At 41.4% G+C, this 23,423-nt stretch carries 18 protein-coding genes and 1 pseudogene; 8 read left to right on the forward strand and 11 right to left on the reverse strand.

Annotated features, from left to right (window positions below; genetic code table 11):
* Nucleotides 1-160: 160 nt before the first annotated feature.
* Both RMZ43_RS26235 and RMZ43_RS26240 read right to left on the reverse strand, forming a co-directional pair.
* Nucleotides 161-1,333 (reverse strand): sulfate ABC transporter substrate-binding protein, encoded by a 1,173-nt coding sequence (locus RMZ43_RS26235; protein ID WP_416212418.1) that lies wholly within the window; start codon nucleotides 1,331-1,333, stop codon nucleotides 161-163.
* A 125-nt stretch (nucleotides 1,334-1,458) separates the two neighbouring features.
* Nucleotides 1,459-2,334 (reverse strand): hypothetical protein, encoded by an 876-nt coding sequence (locus RMZ43_RS26240; protein WP_322652578.1) that lies wholly within the window; start codon nucleotides 2,332-2,334, stop codon nucleotides 1,459-1,461.
* Nucleotides 2,335-2,436: 102 nt separating this feature from the next.
* Here RMZ43_RS26240 and RMZ43_RS26245 point away from each other — a divergent pair, with 102 nt between their 5' ends.
* The 3 genes from RMZ43_RS26245 to RMZ43_RS26255 all read left to right on the forward strand — a co-directional run bounded on the left by RMZ43_RS26245 (nucleotide 2,437) and on the right by RMZ43_RS26255 (nucleotide 7,646).
* The gene (locus tag RMZ43_RS26245; RefSeq protein WP_322652577.1) at nucleotides 2,437-3,069 is read left to right on the forward strand and encodes a hypothetical protein; all 633 of its coding nucleotides are present in this window, start codon (nucleotides 2,437-2,439) and stop codon (nucleotides 3,067-3,069) included.
* Between the two features lie 203 nt (nucleotides 3,070-3,272).
* Nucleotides 3,273-5,639: a CHAT domain-containing protein gene (locus RMZ43_RS26250; RefSeq protein ID WP_428850927.1), complete on the forward strand. Its 2,367-nt coding sequence runs from the start codon at nucleotides 3,273-3,275 to the stop codon at nucleotides 5,637-5,639.
* A gap of 735 nt (nucleotides 5,640-6,374) precedes the next feature.
* A complete protein-coding gene (locus tag RMZ43_RS26255) occupies nucleotides 6,375-7,646 on the forward strand; it encodes a hypothetical protein (protein WP_322652575.1) in 1,272 nt (423 codons plus the stop codon).
* A 330-nt stretch (nucleotides 7,647-7,976) separates the two neighbouring features.
* Here the strand turns inward: RMZ43_RS26255 and leuD are convergent, their stop codons facing one another.
* Both leuD and leuC read right to left on the reverse strand, forming a co-directional pair.
* Nucleotides 7,977-8,585, reverse strand: a complete 609-nt coding sequence (gene leuD / locus RMZ43_RS26260; protein ID WP_322648243.1) for a 3-isopropylmalate dehydratase small subunit — start codon at nucleotides 8,583-8,585, stop codon at nucleotides 7,977-7,979.
* Nucleotides 8,586-8,701: 116 nt separating this feature from the next.
* Nucleotides 8,702-10,105, reverse strand: coding sequence for a 3-isopropylmalate dehydratase large subunit (gene leuC, locus RMZ43_RS26265; protein WP_322648242.1), 1,404 nt, complete (start codon nucleotides 10,103-10,105; stop codon nucleotides 8,702-8,704).
* A gap of 704 nt (nucleotides 10,106-10,809) precedes the next feature.
* On the opposite strand from leuC, the gene dxr reads away from it, so the two are divergent.
* Both dxr and RMZ43_RS26275 read left to right on the forward strand, forming a co-directional pair.
* On the forward strand, nucleotides 10,810-12,006 hold the full coding sequence (gene dxr / locus RMZ43_RS26270; protein ID WP_322652574.1) for a 1-deoxy-D-xylulose-5-phosphate reductoisomerase: 1,197 nt from the start codon (nucleotides 10,810-10,812) through the stop codon (nucleotides 12,004-12,006).
* A gap of 147 nt (nucleotides 12,007-12,153) precedes the next feature.
* On the forward strand, nucleotides 12,154-12,360 hold the full coding sequence (locus RMZ43_RS26275; protein ID WP_322648240.1) for a hypothetical protein: 207 nt from the start codon (nucleotides 12,154-12,156) through the stop codon (nucleotides 12,358-12,360).
* Nucleotides 12,361-12,372: 12 nt separating this feature from the next.
* Here the strand turns inward: RMZ43_RS26275 and RMZ43_RS26280 are convergent, their stop codons facing one another.
* The 4 genes from RMZ43_RS26280 to RMZ43_RS26295 all read right to left on the reverse strand — a co-directional run bounded on the left by RMZ43_RS26280 (nucleotide 12,373) and on the right by RMZ43_RS26295 (nucleotide 13,489).
* Entirely contained in the window at nucleotides 12,373-12,603 is a 231-nt protein-coding gene (locus tag RMZ43_RS26280) for a type II toxin-antitoxin system HicB family antitoxin (RefSeq protein WP_096575287.1), read from the reverse strand.
* A complete protein-coding gene (locus RMZ43_RS26285) occupies nucleotides 12,600-12,848 on the reverse strand; it encodes a type II toxin-antitoxin system HicA family toxin (protein ID WP_322648239.1) in 249 nt (82 codons plus the stop codon). Before RMZ43_RS26285 ends, RMZ43_RS26280 begins: the two co-directional genes overlap by 4 nt.
* A gap of 125 nt (nucleotides 12,849-12,973) precedes the next feature.
* On the reverse strand, nucleotides 12,974-13,132 hold the full coding sequence (locus RMZ43_RS26290; RefSeq protein ID WP_322652573.1) for a hypothetical protein: 159 nt from the start codon (nucleotides 13,130-13,132) through the stop codon (nucleotides 12,974-12,976).
* A 168-nt stretch (nucleotides 13,133-13,300) separates the two neighbouring features.
* Nucleotides 13,301-13,489: a hypothetical protein gene (locus RMZ43_RS26295; protein ID WP_322652572.1), complete on the reverse strand. Its 189-nt coding sequence runs from the start codon at nucleotides 13,487-13,489 to the stop codon at nucleotides 13,301-13,303.
* A gap of 152 nt (nucleotides 13,490-13,641) precedes the next feature.
* Between RMZ43_RS26295 and RMZ43_RS26300 the strand changes: the two genes are divergently transcribed.
* Together RMZ43_RS26300 and RMZ43_RS26305 are read left to right on the forward strand one after the other, a co-directional pair.
* Nucleotides 13,642-13,893, forward strand: coding sequence for a hypothetical protein (locus tag RMZ43_RS26300; protein WP_322648236.1), 252 nt, complete (start codon nucleotides 13,642-13,644; stop codon nucleotides 13,891-13,893).
* A gap of 420 nt (nucleotides 13,894-14,313) precedes the next feature.
* Complete coding sequence (locus tag RMZ43_RS26305) at nucleotides 14,314-14,511, forward strand: hypothetical protein (protein WP_322652571.1); 198 nt, start codon at nucleotides 14,314-14,316, stop codon at nucleotides 14,509-14,511.
* 66 nt (nucleotides 14,512-14,577) lie between these two features.
* On the opposite strand, the gene RMZ43_RS26310 is transcribed toward RMZ43_RS26305, so the two are convergent.
* A complete protein-coding gene (locus RMZ43_RS26310; protein ID WP_322652570.1) occupies nucleotides 14,578-15,078 on the reverse strand; it encodes an acyl-CoA thioesterase in 501 nt (166 codons plus the stop codon).
* Nucleotides 15,079-15,212: 134 nt separating this feature from the next.
* On the opposite strand from RMZ43_RS26310, the pseudogene RMZ43_RS26315 reads away from it, so the two are divergent.
* Nucleotides 15,213-15,569 (forward strand): annotated as a pseudogene (locus tag RMZ43_RS26315) (CHAT domain-containing protein); the annotation flags it as partial.
* A 700-nt stretch (nucleotides 15,570-16,269) separates the two neighbouring features.
* On the opposite strand, the gene RMZ43_RS26320 reads toward RMZ43_RS26315, so the two are convergent.
* Both RMZ43_RS26320 and RMZ43_RS26325 read right to left on the reverse strand, forming a co-directional pair.
* The gene (locus tag RMZ43_RS26320; protein WP_100898754.1) at nucleotides 16,270-16,614 is read right to left on the reverse strand and encodes a DUF1815 family protein; all 345 of its coding nucleotides are present in this window, start codon (nucleotides 16,612-16,614) and stop codon (nucleotides 16,270-16,272) included.
* A gap of 1,082 nt (nucleotides 16,615-17,696) precedes the next feature.
* Nucleotides 17,697-23,396, reverse strand: coding sequence for a hybrid sensor histidine kinase/response regulator (locus RMZ43_RS26325; RefSeq protein ID WP_322652569.1), 5,700 nt, complete (start codon nucleotides 23,394-23,396; stop codon nucleotides 17,697-17,699).
* Nucleotides 23,397-23,423: the final 27 nt, after the last annotated feature.

The following is a 23,423-nucleotide window of genomic DNA, read 5'->3' on the forward strand; positions in this document are numbered from 1 at the left end:
ATTCAGAAGTCAGAATTTAGGAGCAAAGCCGGAGACTGCGAAAGCTCCGGTCAGAATCAAGACGCTCTCTACGAGACGCTGCGATATCTGCAATTTCTGTCACAATATCCAACTGAATTCTGACTGCTGACTCCTGAATTCTGTTTCGATAACGAAAATTTTAAGACTTTTTAGCTCGAATTTTGTCAAAAATTGCACCTTCATCAAAGAATTTCTTCTGAATCTCGTCCCAGCCTCCTAAATCTTCAGCTTTGAATATAGTTTTAATTTTGGGAAAATTGGCTGCCGTTTCTTTGGCGATGGTTAAGTCAACGGGACGAAATCCCAATTTGGCAAACTCTCGTTGCGAGTCTGGGGTGTAAAGAAATTTGATAAACGCTTCGGCAATCGGGCGAGTTCGGTGTTTATCGACATTTTTATCTACAACAGCAACAGGATTATCGATAGAGATATTTACATCAGGCACAACAAATGGGACTTTTTCACCATTTTGTGCCGATAAAATCATCTCATTTTCATAGTTGAGCAGAACATCACCTTCACCATCTTTGAAGAACAGTTCGCTGGCATTGCGAGCAGTTTTGGGCAACAAAGGTGCATTATTATAAACTTTGGAGATAAAGTCTATCGCTTGATTTTCACTTCCGCCGGTTTTTGTCACAGAACCCCACAGACTAAGGAAATTCCAGCGAGCGCCGCCAGAGGTTCTAGGGTCAGGCATCATCACATTTACGCCATCTCGTGCCAAATCTGCCCAAGTTTTGATATTTTTGGGATTACCTTCACGAATGGCGATCGCGTTTAGAGATTTGGTAACAATTGCATCATTAGGCGCTTCTTTTTCCCATCCCGGTTGAATAAAACCTGCCTCAACAAGTTTGTTAATATCAAGGGCAAGTGACAGGTGTACCACATCAGCTTCCTTACCGTCAATCACGGCAAGAGTCTGGGAACCTGACCCATCATAGCTTTGTTTGAAAGTGACATTTTGGTTATGTTCTTTCTTCCATTGTTCGATAAATTTAGGAATGATCTGCTGGTATGCTGCACTAGTAACCGAGTAGGAAACAAACGTTAGGTTTACATCACTCTGGGAAGCTGCGCCAGCACTACCAGTATTATCGATATTACGTGGAGAGCAAGCAGCCATCACGATACTCAAGCTAAGTCCGACCAAAAATAGAGACGCAACACCCCACGAAGAATATTTGTACAACCATCGGATTAGTTGCACGCGCCACTGTCTGGCAGTGTGTAAAGCTTGAACAATATAAGTCTGAACTAATTCAGTCAAATATCTCCTTGTTTTAGGAGTACGTTGCCCCTGGTTCATCAAATTTTTCCCCTGAATCTGCGATAACTTGAGCAAGTTGCTGTAGTTAAGGGGAATTATAAAACAGCGGTTAAGAATAAATAACTTTTTATTAACCTAAATTTAAACAACTTATTCAAGATATTTTAAGGAGAAGTAGTTTTAGAAACTTCTGGACTGCGAATGATGATATGTCCCTTATCACTTTCTTGAATTGCCAACACTGAGGGTAGCTCATCAGATTTTGCATTTGGGGGCAATGCTCGAAACAAATAAATCCAGCCGCCACGTTCTAAGAGTAAGCGCCAGACTCTCGGCTCTTTTGGATTGCTGATATCATTATCTTCCCTGCCTCGCAAGTCATCAAATAAACCGCGATCGCCAATAATGCGATAACCTTTCAATGACGGATCGGCAAATATATCATCAAGTTTGCGTCCCACAGCAAACTTTTCTTCCGGTGTAATCAAGGCTACAACAGGTAAAGTAGAGTTTTGACCAGCGTCTCGCCTGGCATCTGCAATGCCTTGCCAACGAGCTAACCAAAATATCACAATTAATACCCAAGATACTATTACTATTTCATTGACTAGCGATCGCAGAAATTCAACTGAGCGCAGTTGCCCAGAACTAAATTCAGCTATAGATTTAAGCTGTTTAGCTGTCCATGAGCGTTTGTGTTGAGTTGCAGAGATGATGCGATTTAGTAACAATTGGTTTGCAGAGACTACCGTATCACTGATGATTTTAATTAACCATAACGTTGCTTGAATTGCGATCGCAGCTATAAAAAAAGCGATCGCAGTTTTGCATATTGCCCAACTATCTCCAAGAAATATTTGCAGAGGAACTATCAAAAAAGACTGTGCAGGTAAATCGAGGGTATTAAGTTCTAGTTGGAAAAAGTAGAAATATGACCAACGGTAAATCCAACCTGCAAAGAAAAGCGCCGCACCCAGCAAGCCCAGTACACTTGTGAATTTACCTAAAATATTAGTTTCTTGGTTGGGAGCTTGAGTCATAGGGGAGATAATTCAAGTTCAGATCCCCGACTTCATAAAAGTTGTCGGGGATCTTGTCTAGTTGTAATTTTACGGAAATTTAGTATCTGCCTTTGAAGTTTAATGAGAAACTTAAACATAGTCAAATATACTGTTAAAGCCATGAAAGCTTTTTTCCAGACATGGGTTGTGGCAATCTTAGTAATGGCAGCAGCGATCGCCGGAAACATTAAACCTGTAATTAGCCAAGATATCAAAACGGGAAATTTATTGTTGGCACAGACACCAGTCAACGCAGATGAATTAGAACTTCCAGTAGCGTTACCAGAGTTAGCAGAGGTCATTTTTAAGGGTGGTGAGTCAAGTAGTGGCCAGATAACAGGAATTGATGCACAGCAAGAAGCACTATCAATTCAGCGTAGTGGCAAAACTGCCACAATTCCCCTGAGCCAAATTCAAAAAGTAGTCTTCAAGAATGGGGCGTTAGTTTACAGAAGCAATGGGCGGCAAATTATTCGGGGTGAGCGCGATCGCCCCACAGGTAAACTAGTAACTTGGAGTGGTATACCCCTAAATACGTTTACCGTCAAAAATTCTACTCAGGGTCAAGCGGTGGTAAAGCTCAAACCACCTGTAGTTACTACAGCACAGTTGCAGGGTATTCAGTCAGTGGCGAGAAATCGGCAATATGTGGTAGATGAAATCCAGTTCAATTCGCAACAAAGAACGATCACTATTCTGGCAAAACCTTATTAATCATGAATTATTTCAGATGTAGGGGCGCACAACTAGCTGTACGCCCTTACTTATTTCGACATTACTAACGAAAAATCATGAGTTTGTAACAGAAAATCGTGAGTTTGTAACGAAAAATCGTGAGTTTATAGCAAAAAATCGTGAGTTTGTAACAAGAGCTTCTGCTAACACCCAATTGAAAACAGCTACCTCTGCGCTACTCTATGAAAAAACTTCTTACCAGTCTTTTAGCTGTGGGTTTTTATCTAACACCTTTAACACTGATACTGATGCCTCAACCCACTTGGGGACAAACTCAAAACTCGCGATCGCAAGAAGCAGAAAGATTGCTAGAGCAAGGGATAAAGCTGTCACAGCAACAGGAACATCAAAAGGCAATACAAATATTTCAGCAAGCTTTAACCATTGCACGACAACTCAAAGACCAAAAAATTGAAGCAACTGTACTGCTTGGACTTGGGTTTAACTACTCCGCTTTAGGAGAAAAGCAAAAAGCACTCGATTTTTTCAACCAAGCTCTACCCCTATATCGGGCTGTGGGCGATCGCACAGGTGTTGCCACTACACTCAATAACATCGGTCAAGTCTACTCCGATTTAGGAGAAAAGCAAAAAGCACTCGATTACTTCAACCAAGCTCTGCCCCTTTGGCGGGCTGTGGGCAATCGCACAGGTGTTGCAACTACACTCAATAACATCGGTGTAGTCTACAACGCTTTAGGAGAAAAGCAAAAAGCACTCGATTACTTCAACCAAGCTCTGCCACTTATTCGGGATGTGGGCGATCGCACTGGTGAGGCTCGTACACTTAATAACATTGGTGGAGTCTACTACGATTTAGGAGAAAAGCAAAAAGCCCTCTCATTTTACAACCAAGCTCTGCCCCTTTGGCGGGCTGTGGGTGATCGCACTGGTGTTGCCACTACACTCAATAATATTGGTGGAGTCTACGACGCTTTAGGAGAAAAGCAAAAAGCACTCTCATTTTACAACCAAGCTTTGCCCCTTATTCGGGCTGTGGGCGATCGCTCTGGTGAAGCTGTCACCTTGGGTAATATTGGTGTACTCTTCCAGAGTACAAATCGACCAACCCAAGCCATTACTAATTTAGAGCAATCTCTCAAAATCAGCTTACAAATGCGTCGGGGTTTGCAACGAGAAAATCGCCAAAAGTTTTTACAGCAAAACGGTTGGAGTGCTACTGCTTTAGTCGATGTCCTGATTAATCAAAAAAAATACGATCAAGCTTTTGAATGGGTTAACCTATTCACCACAGCCGATCTTGCTGATTATACTCGCCTCATTAATGCCAAAGTTGCCAACCCAGAAGCACAGAAAGTTCTTGACTACTGGAGTAAAAAAAATCAGCAATTAGAAGCACTGCGACAACAACTACAAAGCGATCAATCCGAAAGCCTAACCCAAAAAATTCGGCAAGTAGAAACACAAGTTTACTCAGAAGCCGAAAGTATCTCTCGCCGTTTTCCTGAAGTAGCAGAACTATTTGAAACTACACCCGCAGATATTAAAAACCTTACATCCTCCATCCCCGCAGGAACAGTTGTAGTTCAACCTATCTTGTTGACTAATGTGAGAGATATGCCTAATAATGTAGCCTTTTTTATCTTCACCAAAGGTCATTTTAGTGTTACTAAAAAATCTCTTGAACCCAATAAGCTTAATAAACTTATTGCCGATTACTTAAAACAGGTACAAGACGATAGTGATTCTGATTACTTTGAAACCGGCGGCGAACTTTATGATATTCTCATTCGTCCTATAGAAGGCGAAATTAAGACTTTATCACCTAAACAACTGAGTATTATTGCTACTGGTAAACTGCGCCATTTACCTTTTGAGACTCTTTACGACAATAAAACTAAACAATTTCTGATCCAAAAATATCCTGTAAACTATCTCACTCGCATTTCCAATAATTCCTTACAATCTCTAGGTATGCAAAATGCCATACCTCGCATACAAGCTGTTTTAGCATTTGGTAATCCAGTAACCAGTGAGCCGCAAAATCTCCCAGGTGCTGAAGCAGAAGTCACAAAGATTAAAGAAATACTGCCAGACAGTGAAGTTTATATCCATAAAAAAGCTACCTTGGAAAACTTTAGCTCCCAAGCATTGCGCTTTTCGTTTTTACATTTAGCAACTCACGGCTGCTTTCAAACTGAAAATTGTAAAAAAGTAGATTTAAAAAATAATACATTATTATTTGCTGACAAACCCTTAGATATTGCTAATGCTGCTCTTTTAGGATTACAAGGCACACAATTAATTACTCTTAGTGCCTGTCAAACTGCTGTAGATACTAATTTTAATGATGTAGGAATTGCAGGAGTTGCTTATATATTTGAGCGGGCTGGTGCGAAAGCTGTGATGGCGAGTTTGTGGGCGGTTGATGATGAAGCAACTCAGGAATTAATGGTTGATTTTTATCAAAATCTCAAGCAGGGGATGACGAAAGGTGAAGCTTTGCAAAAAGCTAAGTTAAAGCTAATTGCAGACCATCGTCATCCTTTTTATTGGTCGCCGTTTGTCTTGATTGGCGATGCACGTTAAAGTAATTGGCAATGATGCTCGTACCTTGCTAACGCAATTTCGTTTTGTAACGGGGATTTTACCCTTAGAGGATGTTTGAAAAGTCATGATTCATGTATCACATATTTTTTACCCCACCCTAACCCTCCCCTTATAAAGGGGAGGGAACCAGATTTTTCTTGTTTCCCCCCTTTATAAGGGGGGATTAAGGGGGGTAAAAATGTGATTAAAAGCACAAGATACCACTTTTCAAACATCCTCTTAAGGGGGTTGGGACGGTCTACTACTATTTCTAAGATACAAGGTTGGGTTGAGGAAAGGATATTGACGAATAAGCCTATAATCTCTGCACATCGGTAAAAAAGGTATATCTATTCTCAGAAATATAAAAAAGACTTATGCAGCATTTTTATGAACTTTTATAAAAAATTGCTAGGTTCTGCATAAAGTTTGTGCGCCCAACGTAAACTAAACAGTTACTAACTAGGTTGAGGAACATTAATATATCGTTTACTTGATCTGGTATTGCCTAACCGTTGTTTATAAACTACTGCTTATAAAGTATTATTTGCCACAAATCTTCTCTTAATCCCAATGGTCAGGTCATGGTTAGCAGAATAGTTGCTTACCCCGCATCTTTAAGGGGATATCAAAACTTTTCGATCTACTGAAATTCTGACTTAGAGAATTATTCCTCAAAGAGCAAGACTTTCAGAGATTAAAACTTCATCACACACAATTGCGGAAAATTATATTATGCCCAGACTAATCGTTTCTTTACCCCCATTCATAGGGACTTCTGGTTCCGATCTTGTAATAGGACAAGAGGATAATGCATTCCCAGCAATTGGAATTGAGGTTCAAAAAAAGGGAATCATTGATACTCAAGCAGGTAATGACACTATCCAGGGTACTAGCACCGGCAGTAACGAGACTTTCAATTTTAGCGCAGGCACAGGCATTGCTAACACTGGCACTATCAATGCAGGGATAGGAGACGATAGTATCAAGGGCACTGGCACTGCCGGTGAGGGCTATCGAGGTGAGACTGCACGCGGTATAGGTATCTCTAACACTCAGGGCGGCTACATTAATGGAGGAGATGGAAAAGATTTAATCTTCGGAACCGGAAAGGGAGCCGAGGTATCCAATGATGACCTTAAACCTGCTACAGGCATCAATAATACTCAGAATAGCCGCATTGATGGAGGATTAGGGGACGACTCTATCGAGGGAACTGGAATTGCAGTATTTGAGGGGCCTGCTGTAGGAATCTCTAACACTGACAGCAGCAATATTAATGGAGGAGAAGGGAACGATTCTATTAAGGGAACTGGAAATGGTGGAACTGGAGAAGATGGTACAGGCATCTTCAACAGTGGTGCTAGCGTGATTAGTGGAGGGAAAGGAAATGATTCTATTACTGGTGTCGGCAACGGCAGTAATGCAAGTTTAGAACCTTTTAGATCATTCAATGCAGGTAGGGGTATAGGCATCTCTAACAGCAAGGGTAGCGTGATCGATGCAGGGCAAGGAAACGATTCTATTACTGGTATCGGCAAGGGCGGTAAAGGGAGCTACGATACCCCTTTTGGGGAGCTTGGGCCCGGTGAAGGTATAGGCATTGTTAACGGTGGCATCATAAAATTAGGCGATGGCTTAGATACCCTTACTGGCTATGGCACCAGCATTGGTATCCAAGGTGGCACCATTGATGGTAGAAACGGTAACGATTACTTCAAAGCTCGTCGAATTGATGCTAACGGTAATCCCGTTTTAGGCCAAGGAGGTGTTATTGCCGATGTCTTGATTAAGGGTGGAGGTGGCTCCGACACATTTGATGTTGGTTACGGTAATGCCACTATCAATGGTGAATCGGGATCAGATAAGCTAATTTTGCCTGATTTCAAAAGTGATTATACCATTCTAGGCAGCTCCAACAATTACACCATTACGCGGGATCAGTTCACGTTGAATGTATTGAATGTTGAGGAAATTGCTTTTCTTGGCGTTGCTCAACAGAGCTAGTGTGCTTGGGATTGTGAATTAGGGATTTCCAACAAAATAAATTATCCAATTTTGTAGAGTGGGCATCTTGCCGAATATTCCATTGTGCTTGCGGTGAATTGCTCTTTGCAAGCACGAAAAGCTTCAATTTTTGATGTTTTTATGGAGGTTATAAAATTTTTGGCATTTTCTTAGGGAACTTCAAAAAATAAATCATCCAATTTCTCGACTTTACCACGATTTCTGCTCCCCCTGCTCCCTGCTCCCTGCCCCTCTGCCTCTACAGTGATAGTATATTTTTTATTTGGAAGTGCCTTATTCCCTGGCTGATAACCAGAGAATAAGGAAATCCTAACTTGCAGCAAAATTGCCCCAACCTACGTAAGGTAATTTTGCTGCCGTTACCCGAACTTGGTCAGCATTGGCTACCAACTGACCGCAAGCGTCCCAAGTTCCAGAAAGAAATGTGCTTCTTGTCCCTTCACCGATCGCAACTGGGGCAGTGTAATCACTAATTTGTACTTGCAAAGTTTCCAGATTCACTGTTACGTCAGCTTGGGGATTAGCAGCCACTAAATCTTGTAATTGTTTGACAGTAACAGCATCGGCTGTTACACAAGGTATACCCATTGCCACACAGTTACCGAAAAAGATTTCGGCAAAACTTTCACCGATTAAAGCTTGGATTCCCCATTTTGCGATCGCTTGAGGTGCATGTTCCCGTGATGAACCACAGCCAAAGTTACGGTTGACTATTAAAATATTCGCCCCTTGGTACTGGGGTTGGTCAAAGGGATGTTCACCTTTAAGTGCTGTCCGGTCATCAATAAACGCGCCTTCACCTAACCCATCAAAGGTAACGGCTTTCAAATATCGCGCGGGAATGATGCGATCGGTATCTATATCATTACCCACTAAGGGGATACCGCGCCCTGAAACTGTTTTAACTTCACTCACCATAATTTTTATAAGAAACGAACCGCAAAGAACGCATAGACACGAAGTGGCTTCCCGAAGGGTAGGACGCAAAGGAAAGAAAAGAAAGTTTAAAAGAGTTTTCTTTGTTACAAGATGGGTTACAGTAACTCGCGCACATCAGAGACTTCGCCTTTAATGGCAGCTGTGGCGACCATCGCCGGACTCATTAATAATGTACGACCGGAAGAGGAACCCTGTCTTCCTTTAAAGTTGCGGTTGGAGGAGGAGGCACTGATTTGTCTTCCTTGCAGTTTATCGGGGTTCATCGCTAGGCACATGGAACATCCCGGTTCCCGCCATTCAAATCCGGCTTCCTGAAAGATTTTATCTAGTCCTTCAGCTTCCGCTTCTTCCTTTACCCTTTCAGAACCTGGGACAACAAAAGCTTTGATTCCTTCTGCAACGTGGCGACCTTTGGCGATTTTTGCCGCTTCTCGCAAATCAGTAATTCTGCCGTTGGTGCAACTACCAATAAAGCAGACATCTATTTTAGTGCCTTTGATCGGCTGACCAGGATATAAATCCATGTAGCGGTAAGCTTCTTCGGCAATAAATCGGTCTTCTTCTAGCAGTTCTTCAGGTTGAGGCACTGACTGGTTGACACCGATACCTTGACCTGGAGTAATCCCCCAGGTGACGGTAGGAGAAATTTCGGCAGCGTTGAATAGCACTATATCATCGTACTCAGCATCAGCATCACTTTTGATGGATTCCCACCAAGCTACTGCTTTGTCCCAATCTGCATCAATGGGTGCAAAATCCCTGCCTTTGAGGTAATCGTAGGTGACTTGATCGGGATTAACGTAACCGCATCTAGCACCACCTTCGATCGCCATATTGCAGACAGTCATCCTCTCTTCCATATTCATTTGCTCAAATGTCGTACCGGCAAATTCGTAAGCATAACCTACGCCACCTTTAACACCAAGTGAGCGGATGATATGTAAAATTACATCTTTGGCGTAAACTCCAGGGTTGAGAGTGCCGTTAACTGCGATTTTGCGGACTTTCAGTTTGGAAAGAGCAAGGGTTTGGGAAGCGAGAACATCTCGGACTTGGCTAGTACCAATACCAAATGCGATCGCACCAAATGCTCCATGACTGGAAGTGTGACTATCTCCACAAGCGATCGTCATTCCTGGCTGAGTCAGCCCAAGTTCTGGAGCAATTACGTGAACTATACCCTGGCTACCAGAACCGATATTGTAAAAAGTTATGTTATTTTCTTGACAGTTATTTTCTAGCGCCTCGATCATTTCCTCTGCCAAGTTATCGGCAAAGGGACGCGCCTGGTTTTCTGTAGGCACAATATGATCGACTGTGGCCACAGTCCGCTCTGGAAACAGCACTTTTAGACCCCTCTCGCGTAACATAGCAAAGGCTTGGGGACTGGTGACTTCATGAATTAGGTGAAGCCCGATAAATAATTGCGTCAGTCCTGAGGGAAGTGTACCAACGGTGTGTAAGTCCCAAACTTTATCAAACAGGGTACCTTTGCTCATACGTCAATCAATATTTCAAGAGTCTGGTCTTAAATAGTATCAAAAAAAGTCTAGGTTTTTGCAGATCACTTAAATATTACTTACACCTTTGCACTCTTATTTTTCTGTGCTGCGCCAGTTGCTACAACGGGGGGAACCTCGACGCAAGTTGTTCATGGGGGAAACCCCCAGACGCTCGCGGACTCGCTAACGCTGCGCTATCGCCCTTGGCGTCTCCCCTTGGGAGAAGACCACACTCGCTTTGCAACGCATTGGCTTCTTTACGCCTCTGTGGTTTTATTCTTTCTTAACCAATTGCAGAAACGCATAGATTACAGAGAGCGAAATTAATTTTCCTATAGAACCCATTTGACATCTTTTTGAGAAGGAAATTTAGCTTGGTAAGCTAATATTTCTGCAAGGTCATATTTTTGGGAGCATCCCAAATGTGCAAGTTTATTTTTATACAGTATTTGAGCTTAGAACAATTTTATTTATCATCGCAAATATTCATCCATTTTTTTAGATTTATCTGTTATGAAACCTTGAAACTAAGTGATTAGGGCTGGCGCAAGCACAAAGACAAGGAGACAGAGAGAAATTTTCCTTCTTCCCCTCCCTGCGTCTCTCCTCGTCGTCATCAGTGTATCGATTGTAGTGATTCCTGTTATTAAAGAGTCCCCGGCAATTTATAGTGGGAGTTGTCTGTAAATCCTTAAGCAATTGTGAAAGCGATTACTCTTGTTGGTTCCACTGGTTCTATTGGTACTCAGACTTTAGATATTGTCACTCAGTACCCAGATCAGTTTCGGATTGTGGGATTGGCAGCTGGGAACAATGTAGAGATGTTGGCTGCTCAAATTCGACAGTTTCGACCGGAAATAGCAGCCATTTGCTCAGAAGATAAATTACCAGCGCTCAAAGAAGCTATCATTGACCTCGATCCCCAACCGATTTTATTGGCTGGTGAGGCGGGAGTGATAGAAGTAGCTCGCTACGGCGATGCTCAAACCGTTGTCACTGGGATCGTTGGTTGTGCTGGTTTGCTACCCACGATCGCAGCTATTGAAGCTGGTAAAGATATTGCCTTAGCAAACAAAGAAACTCTGATTGCTGGGGCCCCTGTGGTTCTACCCCTAGTCGAAAAACATGGTGTAAAATTACTCCCTGCCGATTCCGAACATTCCGCAATCTTTCAATGCCTCCAAGGTGTGCCAAAGGGAGGCTTGCGGAAAATTTTGCTGACTGCATCTGGTGGGGCTTTCCGAGACTGGGATGTAGAAAAGTTAGCAGATGTAACCGTTGCTGATGCTCTCAAGCATCCTAATTGGTCGATGGGGCGTAAAATCACTGTAGACTCTGCTACTTTGATGAATAAAGGACTGGAGGTAATTGAGGCTCACTTCCTGTTTGGGTTGGATTATGACAATATCGAAATTGTCATTCATCCCCAGAGCATTATTCACTCGCTGATTGAACTGCAAGATACTTCAGTTTTAGCCCAACTCGGTTGGCCGGATATGCGCTTACCTTTGCTGTATGCACTATCTTGGCCCGATCGCATTTACACCAACTGGGAACGACTAGATTTAGTCAAAGCTGGAAACTTAACCTTCCGTGAACCAGATCACCAAAAGTATCCCTGTATGCAGTTAGCTTATGCTGTGGGTAAGGCTGGTGGTTCGATGCCAGCTGTGTTAAATGCCGCAAATGAGCAAGCTGTAGCTTTATTTTTATCAGAAAAAATTCGGTTTTTAGATATTCCCCGGTGTATCGAATGGGTATGCGATCGCCATCAAAATGATAACCGTTCTAATCCCTCTTTAGATGACATTTTGACAGCAGATAAATGGGCAAGACAAGAAGTTTTAGCAGCGACTGAAAAGTTAGAAACTCACTCGCGGATAATTTCTCTGCGATAAAAACCTTTAGTTCAGATACCCAAAAGGCAGATTTTCTGCTTCTTGTCCAATTCCTGTTTAGCCTTCAGCATTAGGCTGAAGGCTAAAGGTTAAATCCAGTTGTGATAATTAGTGCAAGAAAAGCGACAAAAAGGGAGTGTCAACAATATGAGTCAGGAATCTGAGTTTCCTTTTGAAAGGGCAAGACGAGTTACACCAGAAGAAAACCAAAAATTCAGAGATGCGATCGCACATCAGTTTGGGATTAACCTAATAAATGCGATCGCACTTTCTCACAAACCTAACAAATACGATCGCACTCTTTCCCATCAACCCAAATGCGATCGCACTTCCGTAACTACAATAAATGCGTAGCCCCCACTTAACTTACGCAACTTGCAACGGTTTTTTAGGAAGCATTCTCGGTTCTGGTAGTGGTTTGTTTTCTTCTTTCAACATTTCCACAAAAGTCTCAATTACTTCCTGACCATTTTTTGCTGCTTCTTCATAAGTCCTACCATGCGTATGAAATTGTTGCCAGGGGAACTCAGGTAAGTGTACTAAAAAAAGTCTATCTTCCTCCGACCATTGAATTACCATGCTGTAGTGATAGTTCATTCTTCTGGCTCCTGTTTTGCTTCGTTTTCCGTGTTTTCCATTTCTTGCAGTTTTTTCAGCACCCGTAGGATGTTTTTTTCTAAATATAACGGAGCATCATCGCCGTCTTTACCTGGTATGGTCAAGGGTTCTTCGGGTAATAACGGATGCTTCCAATATGTATGACTTCCTTTACCTCTTCCTGGTTGAAGAATATAGCCAACTTTTGACACCATTGCTTTCAACTCTCTTACTTTTTTCGGCATTACTCCTCACCGCCAACTTCTCATTTATTTTCTCTGCTTAAAAGCCAAAAGTCCCAGATTAATTGTTAGTATTCTAAATGTTATATCCTTGCATGAGTGGTTGTGGCGGTAAGCAAAACTCTGTTTTAGGCGATAACTTCATTAAGCTGCGCTAACGCACTCTCTCCCGTAAACCCAACAAAAGCGATAACTTCGTTAAGCTGCGCTAACGCACTTTCCAAAAAACCAAAAGGCGATCGCCATCCACAAACCCAACAAATGTGATCGCACTTTCCTAACATCACAAATGCGATCGCACTCTATCCCATCAACCCAAATGCGATCGCACTTCATCCTCTCAACAATAAATGAGATCGCACAATTCCCAAAACCTAATAAATGCGATCACACTCTATCCCATCAACAATAAACCGATCGCACTTTCTCTTCAACCCTAATAAAGTGTAGCGTGGCTATTTATTCTCAGGGCAAATTTCTTTTCGCATATCAGGACGGGTAACAAAGTAATCATCCAACCAATTACAACCTCGCTCTAACATTTCTTCTAGGTTATCAACTACAAACACGACATCAAGTGCGATCGCACCAGCATCAGAATGGAAAAAATTTTCTCCAGATGACGGCCAATTCTCTATTCTCATGCCGGGTGAGGAAATTTCAGATATCACACCAGAGCAAAATAAAAAGCCTGACGTTGTTGAGTCTACAAAAATGTATCTGAGTACTAATGAAACAAATGTGTTTATGGTTAGCTATGCTGACTTTAACAATGATGTGACTCAGATTCCTTCAAGTGAATTATTGGATTTCGCTGTACAAGGTAATATTAGAAGATGGGAAAAAATTACTAAGTCAGGAAAATATTACTATAGGTGTATATCCTGGCATAGAAATGAAGCTGTGGGATGAAAAAGAAGGAATTTTTATGACGGGTAGAGTTTTTATTGTTAATCAACGGTTGTATATACTCTTTGTTGGAAGCGATAAAAATCCTCAAGTCAGTGATGTCAGAAAGTTTTTTGACTCCTTCGAGTTGATACAGTAATTATCTTACTAGTTGCCGAATAGATTTTTTTAGCAACTATTAGGACTCCTGTCTTATTTTTGAACAAAATTTCAAATGCAACCCTGAGACAAAAGCCTTTTCAGTCTCAGTATGTTTTCAAAAATCAAATCGGAGTCCTAATCTAACTCTTGTATCTTGTGATTATTGATACAATAAATTTCAAAAAAATCTTTCCAGTAATTCTGCCAAATTGCCAAATAAGTTGCCTTTTACCCGAATAATTGGATCATTTTCAGCTAATATGGCATTGGCACAGTTAGACAAAAATCTTAGCTTTAGTATCTATTCCAAATTAGGTCTAATAGCTTTAGCACTAGTAATTTTTATTTCAGATAAAAATTTACCCTTTCTAAATAAAGACCTTCTTAGACAAGGACAATTATTAAGGAATTAATATATATGATTATTACGTTGATTATAGCTTGGATAATCTTCATAATATTATGGAAATTGCTGAAAGCAACCGTGAGTACTGCATTAACTATTGCGGCAATCCTTGTTTTATTAAATATTAGTTTTGGCATTACTCCACAAGATATTTGGCATTATGTAACGCAGTTTGCTCAAAAACTGTCGCAGATCCAAACTGGAAAGTAAAAATATATACTTTACTTTTGCTAATGAAAGGTGAAGTATAAAATATGAAATTACAACTTTTATTGGTCAATTTTTATTTAATGCTGAAATTTTAGCCAGTGCATCCTTAACACTCGCCGGTAACTGACGCATAATTTTACCTCTTTCGCTATCTAAAGCTACTAAAGTCACCTTAGCAGTAACGTACAATTGTTGCCCATCAGTCGAGACAATGGCATAATCCCAATTGATTCGCACACCAGTCACTTCAGCCATGCGCGTTTTTACTAACACTGCCATACCCAATTTTATTGAACGGTGATAGCGCACCGACAGTTCTACTACTGGTAAATCACAACCTATAGCGACTAAATCAGCAAATTCAATCCCTATAGATCGCAAGCATTCAATCCGTGCTTCTTCCATCCAAGCTATATAGGAACCGTGCCAGACAAGACCGGCATAATCAGTTTGGTGAGGTTGCACTCTGACAGGATATTCAAACCAATTCTCAAATTCAGGACTTGATAGATTATCAAGGGCGCTGGTTGGTGGTAGTTTTGGTTGGCTAGGTTTTTCTTCTGACATCTTCAAATTCCTCAGCACCTATAAATAAATTTTCCAAATTATTGAATAGCATAAAAATTAATTGCACACAAACTCTGATTTACGCATAAGACTTTCGTGATTTATATCTGTTGCCTCCTTTTGGAGAATTGATATTACGCTATATTCCTTTAACTGCTTTATATAATGGCAAACAATGGCTAGTGCAGCACTTGGCTGTCAATCACATTACATCTGCCAACCTGACTAACTTAAAATACCCCAAAACAATCTGCTTTGCAGGTTTTAGCCGATGCTTTTACTAAAGGTAATTATCAAATCAAAGTTGGGAATCTACAGGTTGCTTTCGCTGGATTGCCTTTTGCATGCGAGAAGTAGAAAGTCTAGCAGCTGCGGTTCCTGAAACTACGAAGCTTTTAGACGATGCCTTTAGCCCCAAAGTTACTGTACCCCAAATGGGTGATTATACAATTGTCCATTTAGCGACTCATGCAGCCTTTGTGGTAGGTAAGCTAATAATCATTTAATCTGCATGTTGAGACCGCAAGGGGGCAGGGGTGCAGAGGAGCAAGGGAGAGGACTGGAAGTTTTTACCTAAATTTTTAGTTGTGCAACTTGTAAGCACAAAAGCTTAAACCAGAAGATTCATTTGTTTTATTCAGGAATGGCGATCGCGTTAACTTTAGAAATGTCGTTTACGCCAAGCTCAAGTCTCATTAATTATTGGGGACTTGAGGGTAAGAAGCTACGATGTCCACTTTACCTCAGTTAGTGATTTTAGTCACCCGTACTACTGAGCAGCCTTTATTTTGATTGGCAATGGACTTTAACTGTTTGGTTGATGTGTCAGCGAGAAAATTCATTAAAAATTCATAATCCATAATTGATAATTCATAAATGCCTTATATAAATAAATTTAGATTCAAGGAAAACGGAGTTGCTTGCTTGATAGTTGCAGGTTTTTTGAACCTGGCTTTTAATTATGAATTATGAATTAGTAATTACTAATTATCTTGTGCGTTTTACCAATTTTCTATTTAAAGGCTTAGAATACGGCTTGTGAGGTTTTGGCAGATACAAAAAAACATGCGATGGCTAGCCACGGGCCAATCACTTAATGGTAATGGAGAACAGGTTAAGAGCGATCGCTAACTAAGCCACCATTACCAATTACGATGATCAATTTCTAATTTGCCATCGACCTTTGGAACCTTAATACTTCTTGGCAAGAGTTTTAGAGCCTGTATCGGTTTGCATGGATTGCTTTACAAGATCAGCCAGGTCGTCTAATTGGCTAATCGCCTCTGCACCTTCTAGCTTCATTAATTCGCGGTCATCCCGCATTTCTGTCCAAGTAATGCCGTAATCGGACACTAAAAACCGAATCAGGTGGTTATCACCCAGGCTAACCATAAACGATGCACTATTCATTTGATCGCCACAGGTGTAGCAGGATGCAGGATACCCGCGCCGCTCTAATACAACGGCCAAGGCTTGCAGGTTCATTACCAAGTCTTGGACGAATTGTCGATGTTGATGTGCTAGTCTCAGAAACACTTTTGTCCTCCAGACACCACAGTAATTTGAGTTTCTTTTATATTTTCTTTAGATTTTCTCATCCATTGGTATTGTAAACTATTCAATACAATTACCAGACAGATGATATTGAGTCGTTAATTGACTACCTTGTTTAGGGTAGTGGATCAGGTTTTTGAGTGCCGTATCAAACTATTCAGTTTGTAAATTAAAAATCTCGGACAGAATTTCTAAATTTAACTATATCTTTATACACTTCTGTCAGGGTAGATTCTTACAAGAAACGATCAGCTTTAAGAGTAACTTAAATCTAGCACTAGTCAACTACAGAAAAGCTACATATTTCGCTTTCAAAGGCGAGTTGCAGCCTAAATGAGTGTTATTAGAGGTTATAATGTAGTTTTACATCGTTATACTCTCTTTTGCTTAGATGTTTACTCTGTTCTCCTTCTAACGTAGATTTTGGTATATACAAGGAATTTAGTATACCAAATTCGCTCCTCCTGTATATATAAAGTTGAGTAGATAAAAGTGCAAATTTGTTATTCAGTACTAAAACTAGGTTAGTTATAGTTTTTTATACAAGATTTACGTAATTAATAAATAAGTCTGAGTAGAGAATCCACAATGGATAAACTTAACACTGACAATACCTAAACTCAGCAGAGCAATGTTGCCATTTAGGCAATATTTTCAGATATTTTCGGATTATCTTCAAAAAGTTCTACGAACCAAAGCACAGCAATTTGGAAAAGGCAAACTTTCGCCACAGTGTACTATTGTCCTAAGTGCTGTGGCGGTTGCTATATTTTAATTTTATCTCGTTTAAGTAAAAGACCTTGCAGTAAACCTGTCAAGGTCTTTTATTACTTAACCTGAGTTCGGGATAAGAAATCCTCAAAAGCCTTGACTTATCGTTGTTCGGTCTAAAGCTCTGTTTTTATCTATTGTCAATAATACATATTGTTGAGATTAGTTTCATTTATGAACCTTATTGACAAAATGATTCCACTTTTATCCTTGCTTTCATCACTTCCAGCTTTATTCAATCCTGACAGAATAAGCTTTTCAGCTTCTGGCTTAACCCGAACTCAGGTTACTTACTAAACATTACCTGTAGTGCTAACAAGTTTCTCCCCTTTCAACATCCGCGTCGCAGCTTCAAGTAGAGCTTCTTCGAGATAAGGCTTGGTAAAGTAGCCACTAGCACCGAGTTGAGCTGCAATTTGTCTGTGCTTGTCTGCACCTCTTGAGGTGAGCATGGCGATCGGTAAGTGGTTGAGGTTAGAGTCTTTCTGAATGCGAGAGAGTAACTCCAGACCGTCGCAACGGGGCATTTCGATGTCGCAAAATACGATATCGCAAGGCAGACCAGAACGGAGTTTATCCCAAGCCTCCTGTCCATCACGCGCCTGTTCTACACGATAACCTGCCTTATTAAAGGTTAAGGAGAGTAACTCTCGGACTGTAATCGAGTCATCGACGATTAGCACTGTCGGGTCAATCTTCGCAGGAGAGGTGTCTACAGGAATTCCTTTCTGTTGCCAAGAATTGCCACCAATTTGTGTAGAAATCCGTCCTTGGAAGATGTCAATTATTTCTAGTACGTCAGCAATAGGCATAATCCGACCATCACCCAGGACTGTAGCACCAGCGACACCAATGGGTTTAGGCGCTGGCCCTTCAAACTGCTTAATTACAATTTCTTGTTCGCTCAACACTAGGTCAATCTGTAGAGCAATTAGGGTATTTGCCGATCGCACCACGACCACAGAAACCATATCATCATCTCTAGTGCCGCCATAGACGTTGCCGCGACTGATTTGGCGATTGAAGGTTAAAAGTTCTTTCAGAGGTCGGAATGGTAGCACCGTATCACGCCACGAAATAAATGATTCCCCATTGGCATCATGCTGGATATTCTTGACTGGTATATCTAGCGTATCTTCTACACCGTCCATCGGGAAAGCGATTCTGGCTCGATCAGAGACGCAGCAGAGAGCTTTACAAATACTCAGAGTCAGTGGCAAACGAATGGTGAAGGTGGTTCCCTTACCGATCGTAGAATCGGTGTTCACTGTCCCCCGAATTTCGCTAATTTCGGAGCGTACTACGTCCATACCCACACCACGACCAGAAATTTCATCTGCTTGGTCTTTGATTGTAAAACCAGACTGGAACAGCAGATCGTAGACTTCCAGGCGAGACATGGCTTTTGCCTGCGCTTCTGTAATCATGCCAATCTTCACCGCCTTAGCTTTAACTTTTGCGGAATCGATGCCTGCGCCATCATCGCCTACAGAAATGATCGTTTGGTTGCCTTGATGGAAGGCGCGGATAGTAATGATTCCTACAGGTGGTTTTCCAACAGCTTGCCTTTGATCTGGCGTTTCAATACCGTGAGCGATCGCATTATTCAGCATGTGAGTTAACGGATCGGTGAGATGATCCAAAATCATCTTGTCAATTAAAGTATCGCCACCTTCAATTACCAATTCCACTTGTTTGCCACACTTGATGGCATTGTCGCGCACTCCTCGCCGCCAGCGATCAATAGTTTGAGCAAAAGGCACCATTCGCGCTCTTGTTAATCCCTCTTGTAGCTGGGTGGTTACTTGGCGGAACTGCCTTGCTACGCGCTCGGTTTCTTCGGTAACGAAATCAATGTCACTTGCCGACTCACGCACTCGCACAATGCGTTCAATCATCTGCTGGGACAGGGTATGGAAGGGAGTAAAACGATCCATTTCCAACTCGCTAAAACCCCTATCGGCATTGGAATCAGCCGCTTGTAAACCGGAGTCGTTGTTTTTGCGTCCAGCTAATAGAGAAGCTTCTAGTAGCGATCGCTCGTACAACTCCTGCATTCTCGCGCCGACATCCGAGAGTTGTTGTACCTGAATCAGCAAGTTATCTAATGACTGTCGCAGCCGTTCATGATCCTGCTCTAAGGTATTGCGATTTACCACCAACTCCCCAACTAAATTACTCATATCGTCCAGTTGCTTAACTGGAACCTTCATAGTTTCTTCAAATCTTGCAGCTCGACGAGTAGAGGGACGGGTAGTTTTGTTAGTGTTAGATTTTACTGATGGTGAATGAGATATTGTTTGATCCGCTTCTGCCAGCAACTTCTCCAAGTCACCAAATTCATCTATAGATGGTAATGGAATGACATTTTTCGCGACTGGTTGAGTGTTGAAGGGCTGGCGTTGGCGTAGCTCGTCGTTGGCATCGCTGGCGTTATCTGTACCTAGCAATTCTTCTAGGGCTGCAAAATCTACTTCTGGTATCTCCCTAGCTTTGGGGTTAAGTTGTACTTCCTCTTCTAGTAATGCTTCCAAGTCAGCAAAATCATCTTCTGGAGTAACTGCTTCAACGTTTTCTGTCGTTACCAATTCTTCAATTGAGGTAACAAGAGCGTTTTCGCCCTCTGACAGTAGTACAGGTTCAGATGTCTCTGCTAGATTCCACAAATCGGTTTCTACACCTTTCTGAATAACCGTTTGCGTATCAATTGTTGTTGCACTTTCTCCTAATTCTTCCTGGTTTTCTGCCTCGAATAGAGCAGTTTCTGTAAACAATAGATCATTTGCCAAACTCAGATTTGTATCTTCATCTGTGTTTTCTGGGAACTCAAAAGCAGTTTCTAAGTTATTGTTCGGCTCAGAATCTGAAGTTTCCCCAAAACTGTTATCTAGAGAATTTTCTATAGTCGATATATCCAGATTATCTGTGGTTTCCATCTGAATATAGGTGGATGTAGCGACATCCTCAAACAGCGGTTGCGGATTTTCATCGAAACCGAACAAATCATCTGGCTGTGATGGAAGTGATGCTAAATCTGAACTTTCTCCAAAACTGTTATCTAGAGAATTTTCTATAGTCGATATATCCAGATCATCTGTGGTTTCCATCTTATAGGTGGATGTAGCGACATCCTCAAACAGCAGTTGCGGATTTTCATCGAAACCGAACAAATCATCTTGCTGTGATGGAAGTGATTCTAAATCTGAGCTTTCTTCAAAACTGATATTTTCTATAGCCGAGAGTTCATCCACAGTATTATCTGTGGTTTCCACCTGAATATAGGTGGATGTGGCGACATTCTCAAACAGCAGTTGCGGATTTTCATCGAAACCGAACAAATCATCTTGCTGTGATGGAAGTGATGCTAAATCTGAACTTTCTTCAAAACTGATATTTTCTATAGCCGAGAGTTCATCCACAGTATTATCTGTGGTTTCCATCTGAATATAAGTGGATGTAGCGACATCTTCAAACAGCAACTGCGGGTTTTCATCGAAAGGGTTGAATGAATCAAGTTCCAGATCAACAGCAGATATTTCTGGTGGCTGATTAGTAAATTCTGGAACAAAATCTGAAGCTTCTGGTTGTTGCGATCGCTTAATAATTTCTTCCCCTGGATACTGCGCCAACAAAGGCGTTTCAGGCGCGGAAGGCTGTAGGCGATCGTTGATTGCAGGGGAAATAGTTGAGTTACTCGGTTCTAACTCATCAAAGAAATCATCTCCAGAATCTGACGATAATATCAAATCTAATTGCTCTTGCTCCTGGAAATTGATATCAAAATCTTCTTCTATGTCAAAAATGGCTATAGGAGAAGGGATTGGCTGCTGACTGTCGGCAAAAATGTCACTAGTTGCCGCAAACAAACTCTCCTCTAAAGCCTTTTCCACATTTTGCTCAATTAAGGGATCAAATTTATCCTGTTCCTCTGTACTTTCTTGGTTCCAAAAGTTGCTCAGATCATTTTCTGATTCAGAAAACTCTGGTGCTGTTACAGGAGATGTATCAAATAAATCACTAATTTCTGGTTTGCTTGTAGATAGTAGTGACTGTTCTTCCGTTTCAGCAAATAGGCTATCTAGAGACAAGCCTGTTTCCTGGGGTAATGCTACGTAGTCACTAGGGGTAATTTCTTCTACCCAATTTGCATTTCTAGTTTCTAAGAATAAGTTATCAAAATTGTTTTGTTCGTTGGTAGATAGTTCTACAGAGGCGTTTGCCTCAGTTTCTGGTTGAGTTACTTCGCCTGTAGGTAATAGTTCTATATCATCATCTAGTGCCAATGTCAATACATCTTCAACCACATCGTTGTTGTTGACATCAGGAGGCAGGTTTGTATCACTAGTATGAATAAATTCTTGTAAATCTTGAGAAGAATCTAAATTTAGATTAAGTACGTTAATATCGCTTAACTCTAAAGTCGTAGCAGATGTTTGTTGATTTTGCGATTCTGAATTCTCTTTTTCTAAGAAATTTTCACCAAATAATAGGGATAAATCTTCTGTCGTGGCTGTGGTTGTTGACTGCTGCTCGTTATTTGTGTCTTCATCAAAAGAGAGAAAATCGGATAAATCGCTATTAGCATCCTCAGTGTCTGTGCTGTTGAAATCAATCCCAAAATTATCGGTAGCAGCAATATCTAAGATTTCTTCTTGATGCCAGCTTTCATCTAGTTCGGGAGTATTACCGTCAAATAAATCGGCAAGGGTATTTAACTCAGCTATTCCTACTTCTGGGCCATTGTGGTCAAGATTGCTACTGATTGGGTGTACTTCGTCATGTGAGGTAAAACTAAGACTAGTGTGAGTAGTAGCGTTTAATTGTGTCCCTTGTTGAACATAAGCGCGATCGCCCTTGACGTTGGCGTAGCTATCGCTCGTATCTTCTTCTAGATTAAGTTCTTCACTTGTCTGAGCTAGGTTAGTTATGACTAACGGCTCGGTGTTACCAGATAAAATTACCTCTGACGCAGTTGATGATTCTGTCAAAGGCGCAGACTGTTCGTTAAACAAATCTGTGGTAACTTCTAGCAACTCAATTTCTGCAAAGTTCAAAAGTGCTTCTAGTTGCTGACTAATTGTAATTTCAGCTTCTCTACCTTGCAGGACTAATTCTTGAGCTTGCTTGATTTCGGTAATGACAATTTTAGCTAACGTCAAATAAGTATTTTCAGAATTGCCGATCGCACTGGCTGCTGCTTGACACAAACCACACCACCTAGACAAATTCCAAGTTTCACCAAGCCTGACTAACTGGTAACAGCATTCCTGAAGTTTTTGTCGAGTTGAAGGTGTTGTTGTTTGCTTGAACAATTGCAACATTTCCCGCAGTCTTTGCAACACCTGGGCTTGAAATTCGCCCCAATTATTATTTTCTTTGGCGGTAACTGGCGATAGTGCAGCGTCGTTTCGCACCTCTTGGGGCGCTACCGACAATATTTCTGGAGATTCCTGATGGGTGTCTTCTGCCAAACTGAGAATATCTGGCCGCAGGAAAATTTCTGTAAGTGTAGAGACATTTTCTACAGAGGTTGTCTTTAGTTGGCTTGTACTATCTGATCCACTTTTTGCTTGTTCTACAAGTAGTTCCAGATGCTGATACAGCCATTGAAAGACTGGCTCAGTTTCTGACATCAAAGTATTAGCCGCATCTTCAGAAAGACCATAAGGCCCGCTCAAATGCTCTAACAGTGATTTCAGGGTATCAGATACACCGAGAAATAAAGACTCTAACTTTTGGTCAATCTGAACCGGATTATCTTTGAGAACTTTAAAACAATCTTCCAGACGGTGAGAGGTATGCTGGATGCTAGTCAATCCAAGCATCGCCGCTCCTCCTTTGATGGAGTGAGCCGCCCGGAAGACTTCACTGATCATTTCCGGGTCGTTCAGGGTACCCTCTAAATTCAGCAAGCCCTGCTCAATAGTATTCAGGTGATCCCTGGCTTCTTCGATAAAGTAACCCAAAATCCGCTGTTGTTGTTCCGGCAGCATAGTTTTTTAGTCATTAGTCATTGGTCA

Origin of the sequence: Nostoc sp. CmiVER01 (assembly GCF_034531135.2) — a bacterium.
GTDB lineage: Bacteria > Cyanobacteriota > Cyanobacteriia > Cyanobacteriales > Nostocaceae > Nostoc.